21 protein-coding genes are annotated in these 21,598 nt (G+C 73.4%); 11 read left to right on the forward strand and 10 right to left on the reverse strand.

The genetic code is table 11. The features are described from left to right. Nucleotides 1-67: 67 nt before the first annotated feature. From ACYVLT_RS00635 to ACYVLT_RS00650, 4 genes are all read left to right on the forward strand, one after another. Nucleotides 68-649 (forward strand): PadR family transcriptional regulator, encoded by a 582-nt coding sequence (locus tag ACYVLT_RS00635; RefSeq protein ID WP_461118066.1) that lies wholly within the window; start codon nucleotides 68-70, stop codon nucleotides 647-649. Between the two features lie 9 nt (nucleotides 650-658). After that, on the forward strand, nucleotides 659-3,373 hold the full coding sequence (locus ACYVLT_RS00640) for a DEAD/DEAH box helicase (RefSeq protein WP_461118067.1): 2,715 nt from the start codon (nucleotides 659-661) through the stop codon (nucleotides 3,371-3,373). After that, on the forward strand, nucleotides 3,370-4,467 hold the full coding sequence (locus tag ACYVLT_RS00645; protein WP_461118068.1) for an SWIM zinc finger family protein: 1,098 nt from the start codon (nucleotides 3,370-3,372) through the stop codon (nucleotides 4,465-4,467). Before ACYVLT_RS00640 ends, ACYVLT_RS00645 begins: the two co-directional genes overlap by 4 nt. Nucleotides 4,468-4,758: 291 nt before the next feature. After that, nucleotides 4,759-5,580 (forward strand): aminoglycoside phosphotransferase/kinase family protein, encoded by an 822-nt coding sequence (locus tag ACYVLT_RS00650; RefSeq protein ID WP_461118069.1) that lies wholly within the window; start codon nucleotides 4,759-4,761, stop codon nucleotides 5,578-5,580. A 133-nt stretch (nucleotides 5,581-5,713) separates the two neighbouring features. Here ACYVLT_RS00650 and ACYVLT_RS00655 read toward each other — a convergent pair whose 3' ends face one another. Both ACYVLT_RS00655 and ACYVLT_RS00660 read right to left on the reverse strand, forming a co-directional pair. Continuing rightward, nucleotides 5,714-5,926: a DUF5703 family protein gene (locus ACYVLT_RS00655; RefSeq protein ID WP_157620563.1), complete on the reverse strand. Its 213-nt coding sequence runs from the start codon at nucleotides 5,924-5,926 to the stop codon at nucleotides 5,714-5,716. Continuing rightward, entirely contained in the window at nucleotides 5,926-6,888 is a 963-nt protein-coding gene (locus ACYVLT_RS00660; RefSeq protein WP_461118070.1) for a YncE family protein, read from the reverse strand. The genes ACYVLT_RS00655 and ACYVLT_RS00660 overlap by 1 nt, the downstream gene beginning before the upstream one ends. Before the next feature lie 171 nt (nucleotides 6,889-7,059). Between ACYVLT_RS00660 and ACYVLT_RS00665 the strand changes: the two genes are divergently transcribed. Together ACYVLT_RS00665 and ACYVLT_RS00670 are read left to right on the forward strand one after the other, a co-directional pair. Then, nucleotides 7,060-8,127, forward strand: coding sequence for a M48 family metalloprotease (locus tag ACYVLT_RS00665; protein WP_461118071.1), 1,068 nt, complete (start codon nucleotides 7,060-7,062; stop codon nucleotides 8,125-8,127). A 188-nt stretch (nucleotides 8,128-8,315) separates the two neighbouring features. After that, nucleotides 8,316-8,570, forward strand: a complete 255-nt coding sequence (locus ACYVLT_RS00670) for a hypothetical protein (protein WP_461118072.1) — start codon at nucleotides 8,316-8,318, stop codon at nucleotides 8,568-8,570. Between the two features lie 131 nt (nucleotides 8,571-8,701). Here the strand turns inward: ACYVLT_RS00670 and ACYVLT_RS00675 are convergent, their stop codons facing one another. Continuing rightward, nucleotides 8,702-9,451, reverse strand: a complete 750-nt coding sequence (locus ACYVLT_RS00675) for a carbonic anhydrase (RefSeq protein WP_461118073.1) — start codon at nucleotides 9,449-9,451, stop codon at nucleotides 8,702-8,704. A gap of 128 nt (nucleotides 9,452-9,579) precedes the next feature. After that, nucleotides 9,580-10,545, reverse strand: a complete 966-nt coding sequence (locus tag ACYVLT_RS00680) for an aldo/keto reductase (RefSeq protein WP_461118074.1) — start codon at nucleotides 10,543-10,545, stop codon at nucleotides 9,580-9,582. Between the two features lie 140 nt (nucleotides 10,546-10,685). On the opposite strand from ACYVLT_RS00680, the gene ACYVLT_RS00685 reads away from it, so the two are divergent. The 3 genes from ACYVLT_RS00685 to ACYVLT_RS00695 are packed head-to-tail and all read left to right on the forward strand — an operon-like array spanning nucleotide 10,686 to nucleotide 13,261. After that, nucleotides 10,686-11,735, forward strand: a complete 1,050-nt coding sequence (locus ACYVLT_RS00685) for an LLM class F420-dependent oxidoreductase (protein ID WP_461118075.1) — start codon at nucleotides 10,686-10,688, stop codon at nucleotides 11,733-11,735. Further along, on the forward strand, nucleotides 11,732-12,556 hold the full coding sequence (locus tag ACYVLT_RS00690; protein WP_461118076.1) for an undecaprenyl-diphosphate phosphatase: 825 nt from the start codon (nucleotides 11,732-11,734) through the stop codon (nucleotides 12,554-12,556). Before ACYVLT_RS00685 ends, ACYVLT_RS00690 begins: the two co-directional genes overlap by 4 nt. Before the next feature lie 9 nt (nucleotides 12,557-12,565). After that, a complete protein-coding gene (locus ACYVLT_RS00695; RefSeq protein WP_461118077.1) occupies nucleotides 12,566-13,261 on the forward strand; it encodes a histidine phosphatase family protein in 696 nt (231 codons plus the stop codon). A 371-nt stretch (nucleotides 13,262-13,632) separates the two neighbouring features. Here the strand turns inward: ACYVLT_RS00695 and ACYVLT_RS00700 are convergent, their stop codons facing one another. Next, nucleotides 13,633-14,787, reverse strand: coding sequence for a site-specific integrase (locus ACYVLT_RS00700; RefSeq protein WP_461118078.1), 1,155 nt, complete (start codon nucleotides 14,785-14,787; stop codon nucleotides 13,633-13,635). A gap of 86 nt (nucleotides 14,788-14,873) precedes the next feature. Between ACYVLT_RS00700 and ACYVLT_RS00705 the strand changes: the two genes are divergently transcribed. Then, entirely contained in the window at nucleotides 14,874-15,182 is a 309-nt protein-coding gene (locus ACYVLT_RS00705) for an ArsR/SmtB family transcription factor (protein WP_360451458.1), read from the forward strand. Nucleotides 15,183-15,192: 10 nt separating this feature from the next. On the opposite strand, the gene ACYVLT_RS00710 is transcribed toward ACYVLT_RS00705, so the two are convergent. The 3 genes from ACYVLT_RS00710 to ACYVLT_RS00720 all read right to left on the reverse strand — a co-directional run bounded on the left by ACYVLT_RS00710 (nucleotide 15,193) and on the right by ACYVLT_RS00720 (nucleotide 18,295). Then, nucleotides 15,193-15,558: a VOC family protein gene (locus ACYVLT_RS00710; protein WP_461118551.1), complete on the reverse strand. Its 366-nt coding sequence runs from the start codon at nucleotides 15,556-15,558 to the stop codon at nucleotides 15,193-15,195. 145 nt (nucleotides 15,559-15,703) lie between these two features. Next, complete coding sequence (locus ACYVLT_RS00715) at nucleotides 15,704-17,380, reverse strand: hypothetical protein (protein ID WP_461118079.1); 1,677 nt, start codon at nucleotides 17,378-17,380, stop codon at nucleotides 15,704-15,706. Between the two features lie 6 nt (nucleotides 17,381-17,386). Then, nucleotides 17,387-18,295: a glycosyltransferase family 2 protein gene (locus tag ACYVLT_RS00720; RefSeq protein WP_461118080.1), complete on the reverse strand. Its 909-nt coding sequence runs from the start codon at nucleotides 18,293-18,295 to the stop codon at nucleotides 17,387-17,389. Nucleotides 18,296-18,449: 154 nt separating this feature from the next. Here ACYVLT_RS00720 and ACYVLT_RS00725 point away from each other — a divergent pair, with 154 nt between their 5' ends. Continuing rightward, nucleotides 18,450-19,742, forward strand: a complete 1,293-nt coding sequence (locus ACYVLT_RS00725; protein WP_461118081.1) for a hypothetical protein — start codon at nucleotides 18,450-18,452, stop codon at nucleotides 19,740-19,742. Between the two features lie 21 nt (nucleotides 19,743-19,763). On the opposite strand, the gene ACYVLT_RS00730 is transcribed toward ACYVLT_RS00725, so the two are convergent. Together ACYVLT_RS00730 and ACYVLT_RS00735 are read right to left on the reverse strand one after the other, a co-directional pair. Next, entirely contained in the window at nucleotides 19,764-20,480 is a 717-nt protein-coding gene (locus ACYVLT_RS00730; protein WP_461118082.1) for an MBL fold metallo-hydrolase, read from the reverse strand. A gap of 31 nt (nucleotides 20,481-20,511) precedes the next feature. Next, nucleotides 20,512-21,486, reverse strand: a complete 975-nt coding sequence (locus tag ACYVLT_RS00735) for a hypothetical protein (protein ID WP_461118083.1) — start codon at nucleotides 21,484-21,486, stop codon at nucleotides 20,512-20,514. Nucleotides 21,487-21,598: the final 112 nt, after the last annotated feature.

Consider the following 21,598-nt stretch of genomic DNA (forward strand, 5'->3'; position numbering starts at 1 on the left):
CTGCGCGAACTACCCTGATCGCCGAAACCGGGGATGCGGAACCCGGATACCGCCGGACGAGGACGCGATGTCGGCAACACGGCTGCTGGTGCTCGGCGTGGTGCGCGGTTACGGGCGCGCCCACGGCTACCTGATCGGCAACGACCTGATGTCGTGGGGCGCGGGGGAGTGGGCCAACGTCAAGTGGGGCTCGATCTACCACGCGTTGAAGCAGCTCACGAAGGACGGCTGCCTGGCCGACCACGGCGTGCCGCCGGGCCGCACCGACTACGAGATCACCTCCCGGGGGGAGGCGGAGTACCGCGCGTTGCTGCGGGACGCGCTGCGCCGCCCGGAGACGCGGCCGGACCTGCTGGCCGCCGGGTTGGCGTTGCTGCCGTCGTTGTCGCGGGAGGAGGCGGTGGGTCTGCTCACCGAGCGGTTGGCGGCGTTGGAGGCGCGGCGTGACGCGGCCCGTGAGCAGGCGGCGCGGTGGCGCGAGCCGCCGCACGTGAAGGAGTTGTTCGGGCTGTGGGAGCACACGGCGGCCGGTGGTGCGCAGTGGACGCGGGGCCTGGTGCGGCGCCTCGAAGCGGGTGCCTATCCGATGGCGGGGGAGCCGGGATCGCCGGGTGCGCCGGGCAGCTGGGCTATACTCAAACTTGAGTAGCGAGGGGGAGTGCTGAACACAGGGTTGGAGCGGTACGCGGCCGTCTTCGAGGCCGCCGACCCGCCACGCACGTCCACGGTCACCTTCTACCCCGCCCAGGACCGGAACTCGGCGCCCGCGTCGGAGGGCACGCCACCCGACGCGGTGGGCGCGGACCGGCTCACCGTCGCCACCCCCGAGGGGACCAGGCGGACCGTCGCGGCCCTGCGGCTGCCGGTGGCCGAGGCCATCCCGCTGCTCAGCCGGGCCCGCCGCACCGCGCACGCCCACCCGGCCACCGCGTTCTGGGGCGCGGCCGTGGTGGTGGCGTTGCAGCTCGTCGCACGCGGCCGGGTGCGGCCCGCGGTCACCGACGGCGACTTCGACGCCTGGCTGCTGGGCCCGCTCGACGCCGCCGACCACGCCCGCGTGCGCGACCTGGCCGAGGCGATGCCCGCGCCCGCCCGCGCCGTCCCCCTGCCCGGACGCGACCCGCTCGAACTGCCCGACGCCGAACCGCTGCTGCGCGCGTTCCTCGACGCCGTCGCCGACACCATGCCGCGCGGCGCGGCGGCCGTGCACGCCGCCGGCGCGCCCGCGTTCGCCGCCGTCGCGCCCCAGCACGTGCCGCACCTGCGGGACTGGGCCGACCAGGGCGTGCGCATCTCGCTGCGGATCGAGGGCTTCGGCCCGTTCCGCGCGGTCGTGCAGGTGCACAGCCTGGCCGACCCGGCCCGCGTGGTGGACGCCGCCGAGCTGTGGTCCTCGGCCAACCAGCGGTCCCGGGCCGACGCCACGGTCGCGCTGCGCCGCGCCGCCCGCGCCTGGGCGCCGCTGGAACGGCTGCTCGACCAGCCGGTGCCCGACGAGGTCACCCTGCTGGACTCCGACGTGGAGCACCTGCTCACCACCGGCGCGGTGCGCCTGGCCGGCGCGGGCGTCGACGTGCACTGGCCCAAGGACCTGGTGCGCGACCTGTCCGCGAAGGTCGTCATCGGCGAACGCCCGGCCGACCGGCCCGCGTTCTTCGGCCCGGACCAGCTCACCTCCGTGGACTGGCGGCTCGCCCTGGGCGACGACCCGCTCACCCCCGACGAGCTGGACCAGCTGGCCGAGGCCACCCGGCCCGTCGTGCGGCTGCGCGACCGCTGGACCCTGGTCGACCCCGAACTCGCCCGCCGCGCCCGCGAGCGCGCCCTCAAGCCCGTCACCGCGATCGACGCGCTCGGCGCCGCCCTCACCGGCACCACCCGGATCGACGGCGTCGAGGTCGAGGTCGCCGCCACCGGCTGGCTCGACGAGCTCAAGTCCCGGCTCGCCGACCTCGACGCCGACCCGATCGCCCAGCCGCCCGCGCTGCGCGCCACCCTGCGCGACTACCAGCTGCACGGCCTGCGCTGGCTGGACCGGATGACCTCGCTCGGCCTGGGCGCGTGCCTGGCCGACGACATGGGCCTGGGCAAGACCATCACGTTGATCGCGCTGCACCTGCACCGCGACGACGGCCCTACCCTCGTGGTCTGCCCCGCGTCCCTGATGGGCAACTGGCAGCGCGAGATCGAACGCTTCGCGCCCGGTGTCCCGGTCCGCCGCTTCCACGGCCCCCGCCGCGAGGTCGCGCACGAGGGCTTCGTGCTCACCACCTACGGCACCATGCGCCTGGACGCCGACCGGCTCGCCGACGTCGGCTGGGGCATGGTCGTCGCCGACGAGGCCCAGCACGTGAAGAACCCCGCCTCCGACACCGCCAAGGCGTTGCGCCGCATCCCCGCCCGCGCCCGCGTCGCCCTCACCGGCACCCCGGTGGAGAACGCCCTGTCGGAGCTGTGGGCCATCCTCGACTGGACCACGCCCGGCCTGCTCGGCACCATGGCGCGGTTCAAGGCCCGCTGGGCCGGCCCCATCGAAACCGACCACGACCAGGAGGCCGCCCACCGGTTCGCCCGGCTCGTGCGGCCGTTCCTGCTGCGCCGCCGCAAGACCGACCCCGGCATCGCGCCCGAACTGCCGCCCAAGACCGAGACCGACCAGCCCGTCGCCCTCACCCGCGAACAGGCCGCGCTCTACGAGGCGGTCGTGCGGGAACTCATGGCCGAGGTCCGCGAGGCCGACGGCATCGCCCGCCGCGGCCGCGTCGTCAAGCTCCTCACCGGCCTCAAGCAGGTCTGCAACCACCCCGCCCAGTACCTCAAGGAGACCTCGCCGAAGCTCGCCGGCCGCTCGGGCAAGCTCGAACTGCTCGACGAACTGCTCGACACCATCCTCGCCGAGGACGGCGCCGTGCTCGTGTTCACCCAGTACGTCGCCATGGCGCGCCTCATCGAACGCCACCTCACCGGCCGCGGCATCACCTCGCAACTGCTGCACGGCGGCACACCCGTCCCCGCCCGCGAGGACATGGTGCGCCGCTTCCAGGACGGCGGGTGCCCGGTGTTCCTGCTCTCGCTCAAGGCCGCGGGCACCGGCCTGAACCTCACCCGCGCCGACCACGTCGTGCACTACGACCGGTGGTGGAACCCGGCCGTGGAGGACCAGGCCACCGACCGGGCCCACCGCATCGGCCAGACCCGGCCCGTGCAGGTCCACCGGCTCATCGCCGAGGGCACCATCGAGGACCGCATCGCCGCGATGCTGCGCGCCAAGCGCGATCTCGCCGACGCCGTCCTGGCCCGCGGCGACGCCGCGTTCACCGAACTGTCCGACGACGAACTCGGCAACCTGGTCGAACTCAGGAGCGGCACGTGAGCGACCGCGTCAAGGGCTTCCCGGCGTTCGGCAAGGGCGTGCGTCGCGCCCGCTCCTGGTGGGGCAAGGCGTGGTTGCAGGCCCTGGAGGACACCTCGCTGGACCAGGCGCCCCTGCGGCAGGGCCGCAAGTACGCCCACGCCGGGCTCGTCGGCACCATCACCGTCAGCCCCGGCCGCCTCGCCGCCACCGTCTACGACACCGAGGACACCTACCGGACCTCGGTCCACCTGACCCCGCTCACCGACGCCGAGTGGGACCGGTTCCTCGGCCAGATCGCCGCCAAGGCGGGCCACCTCGCCGCGCTGCTCGACCGCGAGATGCCCCGCGAACTGGCCGACGCCGCCGCCGACGCGGGCGTGCCGCTGCTGCCCGGCATCGGCGACCTCGACCCCGAGTGCACCTGCCCCGGCTGGGAACTGCCCTGCAAGCACGCCGCCGCGCTGTGCCACCAGGCGTCGTGGCTGCTCGACGCCGACCCGTGGGTGCTGCTGCTCCTGCGCGGCCGCGACCAGGACGAGGTCGTCGCCGGCGCCAGTCCCACCACCGGCGTCCTGGCCACCGCCGCCTACGTTCGACCCGTCGCCGACCTGCCCGACGACCCGCCACCGGCCGACCTGGGCCCACTGCCCGACTTCGAACCCGCACCCGGCCTGGACGTCGAGGTCCTGCGGCTGCTCGTCGCCGACGCCGCCGCCAAGGCCCGCGACGTCCTGGCCACCGGCCGGTGGCCCGCGCCCGACGACCGGCGCGACCACATCCGCATGGCCGCCGCCCACCCCGCGCTGCGCGACCGCCTCGACGCCGACCCCCGCGCCGTGCGCGCCTGGCAACAAGGCGGCGCGGCCGCCCTCGACGTCCTCGAACACCCCTGGACCCCCGGCCGGACCGACAACGCCCGCGCCCGCGCCGACTGGGCCCGCGGCGAACTCCCCGAACCCACCGTGTGGCGCAACCGTTGGACCGTCCACGACCGACAACTGCGCTACGGCCCCGACGGCCGCTGGTACCCCTACCGCGCCGCCGACGGCGACTGGTGGCCCACCGGCACGCCCCACCGCGACCCCACCGCCGCCCTCACCGACACCGACTGACCCCCACACCCGGCGAAAACGGGTTGGGGGTGCACGACCGATCCCGCTACGGTGACGCCCGTTGGCTGCCGGAGGGGGATGGACATGGCTTGCACGGTTCCCGGTGACGTCGCGACCGCTTCGACGCGGGAGCGCGCCACGCGCTGACCACGCTGCCGAACCGTTCGGCAGCCGCGTCGTCAGGCGCACTCCTCGCTTCGTGGCGGTTCCCGGGGTCACTTCCCGGCGACCTCCCCGGCCCGCTCTCGCGGTGCCCGGGGACCGGAACCGAACTCCACGAGGAGAACGACCGTGCAACCCACACCACGACCTCCCGCACAACCTCCCGGTCGTCCGCTCACCGCGGCCGAGGGCGGACCGAGCAAGGTCACCCGATCCGGCCAGACCACCAGGCGGCCGGCCCAACCCTGGACCCCCACCGTCCACGCACTGCTGCGCCACCTCGCGGACGCCGGGTTCACCGGCGCACCCCGCGTGGTCGGCGACGGTATCGACGCGGACGGCAACGAGGTCCTGACCTACCTCGGAGGTTCCGTCGTGCACCCGCACGCGTGGACCGACGAAGGGGTCTGGCACGCCGGCGCGCTGCTGCGCGCACTCCACACCGCCACCGCGGGCTTCCGGCCACCGCCCGGCGGCACGTGGCAGCCCTGGTGGATGCACGACGACACCGGTCCGGACACGGTGATCGGGCACTGCGACGCGGGCCCGTGGCACATCGTGGCCCGCGACGGGCTGCCCGTCGGGCTGATCGACTGGACCCTCGCCGGTCCGGTCGACCGACTCACCGAGGTCGCCGCCGCGACCTGGTGGAACGCCCAGCTGCACGACGACGACGTCGCCGAGCGCAACGGCCTGCCCGACGCGGCCCACCGCGCCCGGCAGGCGGGTCTGTTCCTGGACGGCTACGAACTCCCGCCGGGGGATCGGGCCGACCTGGTCGACCGGATGATCGAGACCGCCATCCGGGACTGCGCCGCCGAGGCCACCCGCGCGGGCATCACGCCGGAGTCGACCGACCCGGTGCCCCTGTGGGCGTTGGCCTGGCGGGCCCGGGCGGCCGGGTGGATGATCAGGCACCGGAGCACGCTCGACGGCGCCGTCCGGCGGTAGCCGGCCGACCCACCGGGTTCCACCACAGCTGTGGTACCACAGCTGTGGTGGAACCCGTCGTTCACGGCGGCGGGCCACCCGTGCCCGCCGCCACCGCCGCGGCCGTGACGCCAGAACCGGGCGGGGACCGCCCCTAGGTGATCACGCCCGGCATCACGGCGGCCGTCCGCTTGCGCCGCAACCACACCTTGCGCGAACCGTCCCCGAACAACAACGTCCGCGACAGCTCCCACCCGGCGAACTCCGCGTGGATCGCCAGCTGCGTGGTCGCCGTGCGACGGGAGACACCGGCCGGCAGCCGCAGCGGCCGGTACTCCCAGTCCCCGTCGACCACCCCATCGCCCATCATCCGATCACCTGCATCCCTGCGCCGTCCCCGGACGCGACGAACACGCGCCCGCTGCCTGGGTCAACCGCCACCGAGTCCGGCTGGCGGACCGCCGCGAACCGGTGCCGCTCCACCGGTTCCGCGCCCGCCACGTCGAACGCCACCACCTCGTTGCGCGCGGTGAGCGTGACCCACACCAGGTCGCGCGCCTCGTCGTAGGCCATCCCGTACGGCGCGCCCGGCACGGGGTAGCGCAGCCGCATGATCAACGGATCGGTGGAGAACGCCATCAGCTCACCGCCGCGCGTGTCCACCACCAGCACCCGGCCGAACCGGTCGGCCACCGCGTTCGTCGCGCCCTCGCCCGCCCGCAGCCCCGCACCGGGGCCGTCCGCCGCCGGGTCCAGGTCGAACACCGCGCTGCGCGGCCGGTCCAGCACCACCGCCGCGCCACCCACCGCGACCAGCCGGTCCGGGCTGGAGATGCCGCGCACCGCGTGCCCGTCGACCGACACCTGCCGCAGGTCGCGCTGCGCCACCAACGTCCGGCCGTCGACCCGGGCCACGTCCACCGGCGCGCCGTCCACCGCCTGCCGCGACGTCGACCCGTCGGGCCGCACCGTCACCACCGCCCCCGCCGGCACCACGGCCCGCACCTCGTCACCGTCGGCCACCAGCCGCTCCGCCGGACCGGGCAACGGCACCACCAGCGGGTCACCCAGCGTGTCCAGGGGGTACAGGGCCACCGACGGCGGATCTGCCACCGCCACCGCCACCCGGCCGCCCGCCACCACGACCGACGTCGCCCGCCCCAGCGGCAGCACCCGGCCCTGCGGCGGCACGGCCTGCTCCGGCGACTCGGCCGGCCGCGCGGGCTCCAGGGTGGCCGCCACCTGCAACGGATCGGCCGGGTTCTCCTCGGTCGCGCAGCCCGAGACCAACGCGACCCCGGTGAGCACTACCGCCGCCAGTCGGCGCAACGTCGGACCTCCCAGTCGACCCCGTTCAGCCCTCCCAGCATCCATCACCGAACCACCATCGTCACGCAGGGGGCGGGTGTTGTCGTTGGTCTGGGAAGGTGATAGTCGCGCTCCACCCGTACACCCCGCCCCGTCCCGACGACTATCCCAGGTGAACGGGGAGGCGTCGCGATGACCGTCGAGGAGCTGCGGAGCAGGCACGTGCGACTGCTGCGGGACCGTCGGGTGGCCGACCACCTCGACCCGCCGGCACCGCACGCCGACACCGCCGCGCGCTACCACACCTGGAACCAGGTGGCCGCCGAGCCGGTGCCGGGCAGGCTCGCGCGGCTGGTCGACGCGCGGGTGCGGCCCGCCGCCTACCGGCCCGCGCACCTGCACGAGCAGCAACGCACCCTCGACGCCGTGCAGCCCGAGGTGCTGCACCTGGCCCGCGCCGCCGGGTGGCGACCCACCGTCCCGGTGCTGGCGGGCGTGTTCCCCACCGGCACCCTCGACGGGCTCAGCGTCCCGGTGCCCGGCCGCGGCGTGCTCGTGCTGGTCGACACCTCGCTGCTGGACCTGCTCACGACCGTGCTGAAGATCATGACCGGGGCGCTGCCGAACTACGGCACCCCACCCCTGCTCACCACCGAGCAGGCGTCCTACGCGCTGGCCGAGGCCCTCAACGCCCACCTGTACGGCAACGGTGCGGTCCAGGCCCGGCGGCTGCCGGAGCTGTCCGGGCAACGCGCCGCGCTGGTCGCGCTGATGGCGCGGCGGGCGACCCAGTTCGTGCTGGCCCACGAGGTCGCGCACGTGCTGGCGGGCCACCTGCGGCACGCCCGCCGCCGCACCGACCCCGGCACGCCCGTCGGCCCCCTCGACGCCCAGTCCGTCGGCTGGGCCCGCGAGCACGAGGCCGACCGCGTCGCCGCCACGATCATGCTGCACAGCCTGGACGGCCTCGGCGCCCGCGAACTGGAGGCGCACGAGCCGTGCCTGGTCGGGGCGGTGCTGCTGGTGCTGTTCCTGCACGAGGTCACCGACCGGCTCGCCGACGAACTCGGCCTCGCCGTCCCGTTCGCGGGCAACCACCCGCCGCCCGTGCGGCGCATCCAGAGCCTCGTCGAACACCTCGCCGGCCGGGTCCGCACACCGCGCGCGCTCGACCTCGCCGCCGACGTCGCCACCTGGCTGGAAGCGCAGCTCGGCGGCGTGCGGGACTGGTTCCGGCTCGTCGACGAAGCCCTCGGCTGAGGCGTGTCGCCCCGCGAGGTCACCCGATCGGCCCCGCACCCACGACAGGCGGCGACGACCGCGCTTCCCGGTCGGGTGGTGCCGTTCACTCGGAGGTCTGGCAGGTGGTCGGCGCCCGTCGGCGTGCGGCACGCGGCTGGTGCGATCCGAGTGCGGGTAGCGGCCCGCACTCATCGAAGGAGGACCCTGTGGCCACGTACCAGACGGAGATCGGCACCGGTGGCGGCGGCTGGCAGCCCGACGCGGACCTGACCGTGCACATCACCAACCGCAAGGACGTCGTGCCCGACGGAGGGAGGCCGAGCACGGGCACCACCGTCAGCTGGAGCGGCGAGCAGGGCAACGGCAGCGTGACGTTCTTCGACAGCGGCGCCAGCTTCCAGGGCACCGCGCAGTTCCCCGGCGAAGGTCCGGTCGGCTACCGGGGCTCGTTCTCCGGCTGACCACCCCGCGACCGGGACGACACCGACGCCGAGAACCCCGACGCCGTGGGCCCCGACCCCGGCGCCGGGGTTCTCGGCCCGGTGAGGAACGGAGGCCGGCCCCCACCACGACCGTGAGGGCCGGCCGAGCCTCACGCCAGGCGGGCGACCTCGCCGGTGACGAGCTGGTAGCTCGCCGCGACCACCCGCACGCCGTGGTGCTGCACCGCCGTGCGGATCGTCACCGACCGCTCCAGCATCAACGACGCCACCCGCTTGGCCTGGTTGTCCACCGCCGCGGCCAGGAACCGCGCCTCGTCGGCGTCGGCCGGGGTGGACAGCACCGCCGGCTCGATCGACCGCACCAGCACGCTCACGTCACCCGACACCGCCGACCGGCCCCGCACCACGTCCACCGTGGCCGACACCGCGCCGCACTTCGCGTGCCCCAGCACCACCACCAGCGGTACACCCAGGTGCTCCACCGCGTACTCGATGCTGCCCAGCACGCTGTTGTCCAGCACCTCGCCCGCCGCGCGGATGGTGAACAGGTCGCCCAACCCGGTGTCGAACACCAGCTCCGGCGGCACCCGCGAGTCCGCGCAGCCCAGCACCACCGCGAACGGGTGCTGGCCGGCCACCAGGGACTCCCGCCACCGCAGCGACTCGTGCGGGTGGGTCTGGTGGCCGGTGACGAACCGGTGGTTGCCCTCCGCGAGCTTGCGCCACGCGCCTTCCGCGTCCAACGACGTGGCCTCCGGGGGAGGGGCCTTCCGGGGCGGGCCGCCGCCCTCGGCCGCCGCGGGCGCCCCGGCGGCCACGAAGGTCGCCGCGGTCCCGGCCGTGATGCCGAACAACCGACGCCGCGTCACCGCGGTCGGCTCACCACTCGTCTCAAGCACGAACCGAACCTAGACCCGACTGGACGCACAGTGTGACGCAGGGTCACAGAAGTCACAAAAACAGTCACCGAAAGTGACAATACGCCCAAGGTGGGCCATCGCGGCCCAACCGGACACAACGGCCCGAATCAGCCGAGGGGTCGTTCGGGGTACCCGAACTCGACCGCGCTCACGTCGTCCAACGCGGCCCGGATCGCCGGCGGCAACGTCAGCTCCTCCGCCGCCAACGACCCCAGCAACTGGCCGGTGTCGCGGGCGCCGACCACCGGCGCCACCACACCGGGCCGGTCCCGCACCCACGCCAGCGCCACGCACAACGCGTTCGTGCCCAACCCGTCCGCCGCCGTCGCCACCGCCTGCACGATCCGCGCCGCCCGCTCCGTGCGGTGCTGCTCCACGTACCCCGCGAAGTGCGCCGACGCGCCCCGCGAGTCCGACGGCGTGCCGTTGCGGTACTTCCCGGTCAGCACACCCCGCCCCAACGGCGCCCACGGCAGCAGGCCGATCCCGTGGTGCCGCGCCGCCGGCACCACCTCCCGCTCCACGCCCCGCTCCAGCAGCGAGTACTCCACCTGCGTGGACACCAGCGGCGTGTGCCCCGGCAGCGCCGCCGCCGTGCCCAGCTGCCACCCCGAGTAGTTCGACACCCCCGCGTAGCGGACCCGGCCCGACGCCACCGCCGCGTCCAGCGCCGACAACGTCTCCTCCAACGGCACGTTCGCGTCCCACGCGTGCAGCTGCCACAGGTCGACGTGCTCCACGCCCAACCGGCGCAGCGACCCGTCCAGCGCGTGCAGCAGCGCGCCCCGCGACGCGCCACCGCCGAACGGGCCGTCGTTGCGCCGCGCCACCGCCTTCGTCGCGATCACCAGCTCGTCGCGCGGCACCACCTCGCCCAGCAGACCGCCGAGGATCCGCTCGCTCTCGCCCTCCACGTACACGTCGGCGGTGTCCACCAGCGTGCCGCCCGCCTCGGCGAACGCCAGCAACTGGGTGGCCGCCTCGTCCGCGTCGGTGTCCCGGCCCCAGGTCATCGTGCCCAGGGCCATCCGGGAGACCCGGAGTCCGCTGCGCCCGAGGTATCGCTGTTCCACGCCGGGGAGCCTAAAGGGTGATCGTCTTTCCGGCGGGTCGTGGCACGCGCGGTGTCAAGGCCGAATCCCGTCACGATCGGGACACACCGGCCGCCGTCCCACCTGGCCAAGCAGGTTACCGACCGGTAGGGTCTGCGGTCGTGCGACTGGGACTGAACCTCGGGTACTGGGGCGCGGGCAACGACGCCGCGAACCTCGAACTGGCCAAGGAAGCCGACCGACTGGGCTACTCGGTGGTGTGGGCCGCCGAGGCCTACGGCTCCGACGCGCCCACCGTGCTGGCCTGGGTGGCCGCGCAGACCGAACGCGTCGACGTCGGCAGCGCGATCCTGCAGATCCCCGCGCGGACGCCGGCGATGACCGCGATGACCGCCGCCACCCTGGACTCCCTGTCGGGCGGCCGGTTCCGCCTCGGCCTGGGCGTGTCCGGCCCGCAGGTGTCGGAGGGGTGGCACGGCGTGCGGTTCGACAAGCCCCTGGGCCGCACCCGCGAGTACGTCGACATCGTCCGCGCCGCCCTGCGCCGCGACCGGCTGCGCTACGAGGGCGAGCACTACACGCTGCCGCTGCCCGACGGCCCCGGCAAGGCCCTCACCCTCACCGTGCACCCGGTGCGCGAGCACATCCCCGTCTACCTCGCCGCCGTCGGGCCGAAGAACGTCGAGCTCGCGGGCGAGATCGCCGACGGCTGGCTCGCGCTGTTCCTGTCGCCCGAGCACTCCGCCGACACCGTCGCCTCGCTCAAGGCGGGCCGCGCGAAGGCGGGCCGGACCCTCGACGGCTTCGACATCGCCGCCACCGTCCCCATGGTCGTCGGCGACGACTGGCGCGCCTGCGCCGACCGGATCCGCCCCTACGCCGCGCTCTACGTCGGCGGCATGGGCAGCAGGCAGAAGAACTTCTACAACGACAACGCCGCCCGCATGGGCTTCGCCGCCGAGGCCGCCGAGGTGCAGGACAAGTACCTGGCCAAGGACTACGACGGCGCCATGGCCGCGCTGCCCGTCGAGTTCCTCGACGGCACATCCCTGCTGGGCCCGAAGGACCGCATCGCCGACCGGATGCGCGCCTACGCCGAAGCAGGGGTCACCACGCTCACCCTTTCGCCCATGCTGCAAGATCTCGAGCAGGGGATCGCCGCGCTCCGCACGGCGACCGAAGCTCTGGATCTGGCAGGAGTGGGTAGTTGAGCTGGTTGCAGGCCCTCGTCCTAGGACTCGTCCAAGGACTCACGGAATTCCTGCCCATTTCCTCGTCGGCGCACGTCAGGATCGTCTCCACGCTGTTCTTCGGCAACGACGCGGGCGCGTCGTTCACCGCGGTCATCCAGCTGGGCACCGAGGTCGCGGTGCTGATCTACTTCGCCAAGGACATCGGCAACTTCATCGCCGCCTGGTTCCGCGGCCTGTTCAGCCGGGCCGCGCGCCAGACCCAGGACTACCGGATGGCCTGGTACGTGATCATCGGGTCCGTCCCGATCAGCGTGCTCGGCTACCTGTTCAAGGACGAGATCCGCTCCTCGTTCCGCAACCTGTGGATCACCGCCACCGTGCTCATCGTGTTCGGCCTGCTGCTCGGCCTGGCCGACCAGTTCGCCACGCACGTGCGCGACAAGCTCCAGCTCAAGGACGCCGTCGGCATGGGCCTGGCCCAGGCGCTGGCGCTGATCCCCGGCGTGTCCCGCTCCGGCGGGACCCTCACCGCGGGCCTGTTCCTCGGCCTGGACCGCGCCGCCGCCGCCCGCTACTCGTTCCTGCTGGCCCTGCCCGCGGTGTTCGGCGCCGGGTTGTTCAGCATCCCCGACGTGCTCGACCGCTCCGAGCCCAACGCCGCGTCCGTGCCGCAGATGATCGTCGCCACGGTCGTCGCGTTCGCCGTCGGCTACGCCACCATCGCCTGGCTGCTGCGCTACGTCTCCAAGCACAGCTACTCGGCGTTCGTGTGGTACCGGCTGCTGCTGGGCATCGTGCTGATGGGGCTGCTGTCCATGGGACTGCTCAACCCGGCATAGGGTGGCCCCGTGGCTACCGTGATCTTGCTGCGACACGCCCGCTCCACCGCCAACGGAGCGGGCGTCCTCGCGGGCCGCCAACCCGGCGTGCAGCTGTCCGACCGCGGCGAGGAACAGGCCGCGGCGCTGGTCACCCGGCTCGCGGGCGTGCCCGTCGCCGCCGTGGTGACCTCGCCGCTGCAACGCTGCCGGCAGACCCTCGCGCCCCTGCTCGCCGACCGCGGCCTCGACCCCGTGGTCGACCCAGACCTCGCCGAGGTCGACTACGGCCAGTGGACCGGCCGCGAGATCAAGGAACTGCTCTCCGAACCCCTGTGGTCGGTCGTGCAGCAGCACCCGTCCGCGGCGGTGTTCCCCGACGGGGAGGGCCTCGCCGCCGTCCAGTCCCGCGCGGTGGCCGCCATCAGGGCCCACGACGCCCGGATCACCGCCGAGCACGGCCCCGGCGCGGTGTGGCTGGCGTGCAGCCACGGCGACGTCATCAAGTCGGTGCTGGCCGACGCGCTCGGCGTCCACCTCGACGGGTTCCAGCGCATCGTGGTCGACCCCGCGTCGGTGTCGATCGTCCAGTACACCCAGACCCGGCCGTTCGTGCTGCGCGTGAACGACAACGGCGGCGACCTGTCCGGCCTCGCGCCCGCACCGGAGAAGGCGGAGCAGCCGCCGTCCTCCGACGCCGTCGTGGGCGGCACCACCGGCGCCTGAACCGGCGCTTGATCACGAGCCCGGTCCTCGGGCCGGCACGAACAGCGCGTGGCCCCCGGACAGTGCAGGGTAGTCCGGGGGCCACGGTGTGCTTGGCCGGGGCGGGCGGCCGCGTGAAGACGATCGTATGGGCGTCAAAGCGCAGGTGAACGCCCTCCTGCGGGCCCGGTTCCCGACGGGGCCGCGGCACCCGTGCAGGTCAGCGCGCGCGGCCCCGCACCGAAAACCGGCATAACCGCAGATCAACGCGGGTGGAAACATCTCGGAAACAAACCGCGCAAGCGGCCCGGCGCGCTAACCCGCTAGACCGTTCGGTTCAGGCCGGACGGACGTGACGTGTTAGAAGTTAACAACCCACCGTGCGCCCTTGATCACAGTCCGAGGCGGGTGACCGCGTTGTCCTCCAACGGGTTCGCCGTGCGGATGTAGCGGTGCACCGTGCGCGGGTTGGTCCAGCGGCCCTGCCGCATGATCTCCCGGTCGCTCGCCCCGCCCAACGCCGCCTGGGTGGCGAACCCCGCCCGCAACGAGTGCCCGCCGAACAGCGCCGGGTCCAACCCGGCCCGCTGCGCGTACCGCTTCACCACGTCCGACACCGCCCGGTCCGACATCGACCGACCGCCCAGCCGCCCGTGCCTGCTCACCGACGGGAACAGCGGGCCGCGCAACGGGCCCGGCCGGTAGGCGTGGCAGCGGTGCGTCGCCTCCGGGTCGCCCTCGCCCTCCAGCACCGCCCGCGGGTCCGGGGCGGTCAGCACGTCCGCCCAGTCCGCGAACGCGCACACCGGGCACGTCGGGCGCCGCGCGCCGCGGGGGAGCACCACCCGCTGGCGGTGCGCGCCGGTCTGGTCGGTCTTGGTGACGCCCAGCTCGACCAGCAGCAGCGGCTCGTGCGTGCGCGGGTCCACGTCCACCGTGACGTCCTCCAGCGCCACCGCCGCCAACTCGCTGCGCCGCAACGCCCCCGCGAACCCCACCAACAGCAGCAGCGCGTCCCGCCGCCGGGCCACGCCCGTCGGCCAGCCCGGCGGCGGCCGTTCGGCCAACAACGCCTCCAACGTGCCCAGCAGCACCGGCCGCTTGCGCCGCGGCTGCGCCTGCCGGGTGCGGCGCACACCGCGCAACGTCAACCGCACCACGTCCGACCGGGTGGGGGAGGGCAGGCCGCCGGCGGCGTGCACCGCGGCGATCGCGGCGGCCTTGCGCTCCAGCGTCGACGGGCCGAACGCGGGGGAGCCGTCGGCCTTCGTCGCGTTCGCGGCCACCGCCAGGTACACCGCGACGTCGACCGGGTCCGCGGGCAGCGCCACCCGACCTTCCGCCTCGCACCACGCGGCCCACGCCACCCAGTCCGAGCGGTAGGCGCGCAGGGTGTTCGCCGACTGCGCCGCCCGCAGGTACGTCGACAGGGCGTCGGCCTGCTCGGCGTCGAAGCGCCGTCGCACCTGCTCCAACGCGGCGAAGTCGACCAGGGGCCCGTGCGTCACGCGGTCGAGTTCCGCGCGCACCGGCTCCGGCAAGGTCACCACGTCACCCTAACACCGTCGATCCTCTTAATATCTTCAGTGTGAATTAATAGACCACTTGACCCGGGTCGCTACTATGCGAAATCGTGCGCGCCCTACAACACCCGGACGTGGAGGACATGCGCCTCGCCACCGTGCTGAGCGCGCTGGCGGATCCCGTTCGGCTGCGGATCGTGGCCGAGCTCGCACGATCGGGTGGGATCGTCTGCGGGCAGTTCGACGTGCCGGTCAGCATGTCGACGTTGTCGCATCACCTGAAAGTGCTCCGCGAGGCCGGGGTGCTGCGGGTGACGCCCCAGGGCAGCTACCGCACGCACCAGCTGCGGCGCGAGGAGATGGAACTCCGCTTCCCTGGCGTGCTGGACTCCATCACCCGGGCCATCGGGTCGCCCTGACGCCGGGGGCTCACCAGCCTTCGAGGAACAGGCAGAACGGGTGGCCCGCCGGGTCGAGGTAGACGCGCACGCCCTCCTGGGGCTGGAACTCGGCGAGCGTCGCACCCAGACCGGTCGCGTGCGCCCCGGCGATGTCCAGGTCGTCCACCATGATGTCCAGGTGCGCCATCATCCGCTGCGCGCCGTCGGCGGCGGGCCAGGTGGGTCGCCGGTAGTCCGGCTCGGTCTGGAACGACAGCCCGGCGCTGCCGTCGGGCGGGCGCAGGGTGGCCCAGCCGGGTTCGTCGTCGCGCAGCGGCCAGCCGAGCAGGTCGCGGTAGAAGCGGGCGAGGGCTTGGGCGTCGGGTGCGTCGAGCACCGTCGCGGTCAGCTTCAGCACGATGGTGATTTTGACCCGGCCGGGTGGCCCCCGCACTTCGACCGGCACCCGCGCGGTCGGGACGGCGTGGTGATCGGGCCGACATGGCGGTGGGGGTGGTCGGATCGCTCCGACCACCCCCACCGCCGTCACGTGCCGCGGGTCAGCCGCCCGGTGGCGGGTGCGGCAGCTCGCCGCGCTTGGGCCCGAGCTCGGCGAGCTCCAGCAGCGTCTCGCCGAAGCGGGGGTCGCTCAGCTCGAAGCAGCCCTTGCCCAGGGTGTGGGCGTAGGCCGAGCAGCTGCCGTCGGGTTGCTTGATCAGGTGGGAGGCGGTGGCGAGGTAGCCGAGGGAGTTGTCGGTGCGCGGCATGTACCGGTCGCCGGTGGAGGAGCCCGCGGAGGCGATGAGCAGCAGCAGTGCGGCGAGCACCCCGATGCCGGTGGACGGTGAGGTGAGCGCGGTGCGGACGCGGGCGACGCCGTCGAAGCGGCGCACGCCGTAGTAGGCGGCGAAGCCGGTGAGCAGCAGCAGGCAGTAGAGCAGTTCGGCGGTGCTGCGGGGCCACAGCTGCACGGCGTCGGCGGCGTACATCTGGGAGCCGAAGTAGAAGCGCAGGAGCCAGGCGCCGGCGAACACGGAGGTGAGGACGATGACGGCGGTGCGGCTGCGGGCCACGGCGATGGCGGCGGCGAGGCCGACGAGGGCCAGGACGGTGAACAGGCCGACGCCGCCGAGTTCGCCGGGTGGCGGCCAGGGGCCGGTGTTGCCGGGCAGGTCGCTGCGCCACATGGCGATGTAGGTGGGTTCGGTCCAGGTGTCCCAGTAGAAGTAGCGGTCCTTGACCGAGCCGGAGGCGGTGAGCAGGCCGAAGAGGTGGCGGAAGGAGACGGCGACGAAGACGGCGGCGGTGATGGCGATCAGGGCGAGGCCTTTGAGCCGGCCGGTGCGCCAGGGGAAGAGCACGAGGGTGGAGAGCAGCACGCCGGGCGCGGACCAGACGAACCAGCCGGAGTAGACGAGGAAGATCAGGCCGAGGGCGGCGCCGATGCCGATGCCGTGCAGGGCGATGCCGCGCCAGGGTGTGTCGCCGGCGCGGCGCAGGCGGCGCAGCAGGGCGAGCAGCACGGGGATCATCGCGACGAGCATGAGGTTGGTGTAGGGCTTGTAGGGGTCGATCAGGACCATGCCGGGGACGACGCCGAGGCCCAGTGCCCACAGGGGGGACAGCAGCAGTCGCCAGGACAGGTAGGCGACGGGTCCGAACAGGGCGGTGCCGAGGATTTGCAGCACCTTGAGGGAGTGTTCGGGGGCGGTGTCGGTGAGTTGGGAGTACCAGGCGATGGCGTGGACCCAGCCGGGTGGGTAGTCGGCCTGCATGGTGCCGGTGTCGATGAGGGTGTGGGCCCAGCGGGTGAGGGCGCCGGAGTCGCCGCCGTCGGCGTTGAGGCCCCAGGTGGTGCCGCGCAGGGCGACCAGGACGGCGCCGGCGACGAGTCCGCTGAACAGGCCGGCGGCCGCGGCGGCGGCGATGCGGCGGGCGAGGGGGGTGTGGGTGATCCAGCGTGCGCGGGCGGTGAGGATGGTGAGCAGGAGCAGCACCGCGGCGATGAGGGCGAAGCGGAGTTGGAGTGCGGCCAGGCCGCTGATCTGGCCGATCCGGTCGAGCGGGTTGACGTCGATGCCGCGGGCGAGGAACACCATCAGCGCTGCGGCGGCCACGGACACGAGGGCTTCGGCGGCGAAGAGCAGGCCTCGGCGGGGTTGTGCGGTGGTGCGCGGCGGCGGCGGGGTGTGCTCGGGGCTGGTCCGCGGCGGTTGTTCTGGCGCGGTGGACAGCACCGTCGATCACTTCCTCACGGGTTTGGTGGATCCGAATGCGTGGCGGACGAGGACCTTGGCGCTGGCGCTCTGCCGGGAGGTGACGGCGCCGGGCAGCAGGAGCAGGGCGTGGAGCCGGGAGGAGAGGTGCAGGCGGGCGGCTTTGGCGGCGCGGTGCCAGCCGATGCGGTCCATGTGTTCGGCGACGTCGACGAAGAAGTCGTGTTCTTCGGTGAACCGGCCGCCGAGGGAGGCCAGGGAGGAGGAGACGCTGGCGTTGTGGCGGCGGTACTGGAAGCAGAGGTCGGGGATGACGACGAGTTGGCCGCCGCGTTCGACGAGGTCGAGCATGAGGGCGAGGTCGAGGACGACGCGCAGGCCTTGGCGGAAGCCGAGGTCTTTGAGGGCTTCGCGGCGCCAGCACAGGGAGGGGAAGTAGGTCCAGTTGCCGCGCAGGAGGCTGACGACGAGGTCTTCGCCGCTCATGGTCCTGGGGGTGGTGGTGTCGGGGGCGTAGAGGCCGCGTTTGACGCGGTCGGTGAGGGGGCGGACGACCTGGCCGGTGCTGTCGATGACCTCGACGCCCGCTTGGACCACGTCGGCGTCGGGGTAGCGCTGGGTGGCGCGGCGGATGGTGCTGACGTAGTTGGGCAGCATGGCGTCGTCGGAGCCCATGACCACGAGGAAGTCGCGTTCGGCGAGGTCGAGGCACTTCTGGAAGTTGGCGTTGATGCCGAGGTTGTGCTCGTTGCGCTGGTAGGTGATGCGGCTGTCGCGCAGTGAGTGGAACCAGTCGGGCAGGTCGTTGTCGGTGACGCTGTCGTCGACGACGGTGAGGTGCCAGTTCTCGTCGTCCTGGGCGATGACGCTGCGCACGGCGGTCTTCAGGTACGAGATGTCCCCGTAGTGGGGGAGCATGATGTCGATGCCGTTCATGGTCACCTCGTACGACCGACGATCAGGCTGCGGTGTGGAACACCCATCCCCTTGCCACGACCCTTCCCCTTGCGCCTGCCCCTCGTGGTTCCACCCGAGCACCGGGGACACCGGCTTTCAGGAGGTGGCGACGAGGCAGCCTACTGTGTTGGCGGTGAGCGCAGACATCATGCCCCCGCGTCGGTTGAGCCCCGCTGTCGTGATGGGGTTGGGCACGTTGGTTCTCGGTGGGTCGGGTTACGCGTTCGTGGCGATCGCGGGTCATTCGTTGTCGGCGGCGGACGCGGCGGCGGTGGCGGCGTTCTACCTGTTGGCGAACATCGTGGGTCCGGGGATCTTCTCGGCGTTGGAGCAGCAGGCCAGCCATGCCACGTCGCGGGCGTTGGCGGGGGGTGAACGGCCTGGTGGGGCGGTGCGCCGGGTGGGTCGTGAGGGTGTGGTGCTGACGCTGGTGGTGGTGGGTGTGTTGGTGGTGGTGTCGCCGGTGTTGGTGGAACGGTCGTTGAAAGGTTCGTGGCCGTTGTTCGTGGCGGTGGTGGTGGCGGTGGTGACTTCGGCGGCTATTTACCTGGCGCGTGGTGTGTTGGGTGGAATGCGTCGGTTCTCCGGTTATGCGGCGACTTTGGCGGGTGAGGGTTTCGCCCGGTTGTCGGGTGCGATCGTGGTGGCCGCGGTGGGTGTGGCGAGTGCGGGTGTGTTCGGGCTGACGTTCGCGTTGGGGACCGTGGTGGGTGTGGCGGCGGGGTTGGTGTGGTTGCGGTCGCGGTCGGTGCCCGTGGCGGGTGGGGTGGCCGGGCCGGACGGGGTGGCGGGGTCGGGGCGGGTGGAGGGTTTGGCGTTGTTGGTGTTGGCGGGGTTGTTGGTGCAGGCGGTGGCGAACGTGGCGCCGATCGTGGTGACGGCGCGGTTGCCGGGGGACGCGGCGTTGGCGTTGGCGTTCTCGTCGGCGTTCATCCTGGTGAGGGTGCCGTTGTTCGTGTTCTCGCCGGTGCAGGCGTTGTTGTTGCCGGGGTTGACGGAGGCGGCCACGCGGGGTGACGTGGGTGCGGTGCGGGCGGTGTTGCGGCGGATCTCGGTGTGGGTGTTGGTGGTGGGTGTGGTGGGCGCGGTGGGGTCTGCGGTGTTGGGTCCGTGGGCGGTGCGGGTGTTCTTCGGCGCGGAGGCGCGGTTGTCGTGGGTGGTGATGGGTGCGTTGGGGGTGGGCACGATCCTGTTGATGGTGGCGCAGGTGTTGCAGCCGGCGTTGATCGCGTTGGGTGCGCGGTCGGCGATCACCGGGTCGTGGGTGGTGGGCACGGTGGTGTTGTTGGTGGTGCTGGTGTTGCCGGGGTCGCCGGTGGTGGTGGCGACGGTGGCGCAGTTGGCGGGTCCGTTGCTGGTGGCGGCGGGGATGGCGGTGGCGTTGGCGCGTCGGTTGGCGCGGTGGGGCGCGGTGGGACGGGTGTAGGCGACGTTCACCCGCTGGAGGTCACCTGATGGTGAATGTTTCACCTGGTCGTGCGACGGGGGCGTGGGCGCGTTCGGCGGCTTCGGCGGTGCCGAGGGTGTGGCCGACGTGGGTGAGCAGGAGGCGGTGGGCGCCGCGGGCGGCTCGGGCGGCGTCCTCGGGGGAGCAGTGGTGGGGTCCGTCGCCGTCGGCTTCGCACAGGAACAGGCCGGCGCCGTCGGCGAGGTCGTCGAGGGCCTGGCAGGGGCCGGTGTCGCCGGAGTAGGCGAACACGGCGTCGTCGCGGGTGGCGCGCAGGCCGAACGCGGGCAGTCCGTGGTGTACGGCGCGGCTGGTGAGGGTGATGTCGCCGATCTCGGCGCGGTGGCCGTCGTGCAGTTCGTGGACGTCGAACGCGGCGGCGGCGGGGTTGGGCGAGGCGCCTTCGAGGAAGGTTTCCAGTCGGTCGGCGAGGCCGGGTGGGCCGTAGAGCGGGATGGGCGCGTGCGGTTGTCGGTCGGCGAACAGCAGCGCGTAGTAGTAGGGCAGCAGGTCGGCGGCGTGGTCGGCGTGGGTGTGGGAGATCCACACGGCGTCGAGGAGGTCGGGGCGGTGGTGGCGTTGCAGCTCGGCGAGCGTGCCGGGGCCGGCGTCGACCCACACGGCGGTGTGCTCGCTGCGCAGCAGGTAGCCGGAGCAGGGGTTGCCGGGGCGCGGGTAGGGCGTGGCGGTGCCCAGGACGGTGAGGCGGAAGGTCACGGGGCAGTGTGCCTCAGCGCGTGGCGCGGGGTCACGGGACCGTGTGGCGCAGCACGTGCACGCCGGCCGCCGTTTTGAGGTAGGCCCAGGTGGTGGCGCCGGTGGTGGTGAGGCCGACGTGGGAGGCGGAGGTGCGGGCGAGGTCGTCGGGCAGTGCCACGGCGGTCCAGCCGCGGCCGGTCCAGCGGTGGAACGCGGGTCTGGTCTCGAAGGAGCGGCGGGCGGCGCGCACGCCCCAGGTCCAGCCCGCGGCGACGCCGTGCACGCTGAGCCGGTCGGGGTCCTCGGGTGTGGGCACGGCGTTCCACTGCTCGCCGTCCCAGCGGTGCACGCGCAGGCCTTCGGTGTCGCGGACGTGGCCGAGCCACACGTCGTCGGGGGCGGTGGCGGCGAGGCGGGCGACGTGGCCGCGTTCGTGGCGGGGTCCGGCGACCTCGGTCCAGGTGCGGCCGTCCCAGCGCACGAGCACCGGGTACTCGTAGGTGCCGGGTCCGGTGCCGGCGAGGCCGCCGCCGCCCGCCCACACGTCGTGGGGTCCGGCGGCGGTGACGGTCTGCAATCCTTCGCGGGCCGAGGACAGCGCGGTGCGCAGTCGCCAGGCCGCGCCGTCGAAGTGGAGGGCGTCGCGGCCGGTGCCGACCACGTGCACGTCGTCGCCGCGGACCGCGGCGACGGCTTTGGCCCAGGTGATGCGGGGTGTGGTGACGACCTGCCAGGCCGTGCCGTCGTAGTGCAGTACCAGGGGGCGGCCGGCGCTGTTGCCGACCGCCCAGACGTCGTCGGGCGCGGTGGCCGACACCCCGGACAGGCTGGCCGCGGCGGGCAGGTCGGGCAGCGGTTCGACGCGCCAGGTCTCGCCGGTCCAGCTCAGCACCAGCGGCGCCGACGGGTGGCTGGTGAACACGCCGGTGGTGCCCGCCAGCCACGCGTGGTGCTCGCCGGCGGTCGCCAGGTCGGCCAGTGCGGTGCTGGGTGGCAGCACGGGCACCGGCACGGGTCGGAACAAGCCAATTCCCCCTCGATGGGCCGTCCCCCGACTCATCGCGTGATCCAGCTCATCGGCCGCGCCGCTGATCCGCCAGCCGCCGAACGGCGGGTTGCCGATCCGCCAGCCGCCG

Source organism: Saccharothrix stipae (assembly GCF_054781895.1).

Coding starts and splice junctions, on each gene's coding strand:
- ACYVLT_RS00720 (WP_461118080.1), bottom strand. CDS start 18,295: ATGAACGGCATCGACATCATGCTCCCCCACTACGGGGACATCTCGTAC.
- ACYVLT_RS00665 (WP_461118071.1), top strand. CDS start 7,060: ATGACCGTCGAGGAGCTGCGGAGCAGGCACGTGCGACTGCTGCGGGAC.
- ACYVLT_RS00655 (WP_157620563.1), bottom strand. CDS start 5,926: ATGGGCGATGGGGTGGTCGACGGGGACTGGGAGTACCGGCCGCTGCGG.
- ACYVLT_RS00635 (WP_461118066.1), top strand. CDS start 68: ATGTCGGCAACACGGCTGCTGGTGCTCGGCGTGGTGCGCGGTTACGGG.